This window comes from Blautia sp. DFI.1.216 (assembly GCF_020594215.1).
Lineage (GTDB): Bacteria > Bacillota > Clostridia > Lachnospirales > Lachnospiraceae > Blautia_A > Blautia_A wexlerae.
In genome coordinates, this window is the sequence record NZ_JAJDML010000177.1 from 1 (window position 1) to 463 (window position 463).

1 protein-coding gene is annotated in these 463 nt (G+C 43.6%); it reads right to left on the reverse strand.

Annotated elements, in window-relative coordinates; translation table 11 throughout:
• Position 1: 1 nt before the first annotated feature.
• On the reverse strand, positions 2–463 hold a 462-nt coding region (locus LJE11_RS20945; RefSeq protein ID WP_227296425.1), incomplete at its 5' end, for a conjugal transfer protein.

Below are 463 nucleotides of genomic sequence, written 5' to 3' on the forward strand. Positions count from 1 at the left end.
TTTATCCTACAATCTTCCAGTTACTATCCTTATGTAGCACAAGCTCATACTGCGACACCTGCGTCGCCTTTGTCTGATTATCAAGGAATTTCACGGCAACCTTGACTTTCACATTGTCCCCGTCCTTTGTGAAGATAGGGTTTACCAATTCAGAATAAAGGTAGTCCCTGCCGATAGGTTCAAGTACATTACCAGATACATAATAGGCAAGTTCTTTTTCTGTGGCTGTTGGGTACAGCTTAAAGAATGTTTCCAGAAATGCGGTAGCGTCGTTTACAGTATCAGCGTCTACACTTGCGTCTGCTTCTGGTGTCTTAGGCTCATAGTCTGATTTTTCGATTGCTGGTGCAAGGGTAGGGTTCTGAACGATTACCATATCCCCGTCAGCCTCCACATGGACTTTTACCATATAGGTTGCTTTCACATTGCTTGTCTGTTCTCCCTCTTTTATCTGCTGATCTAC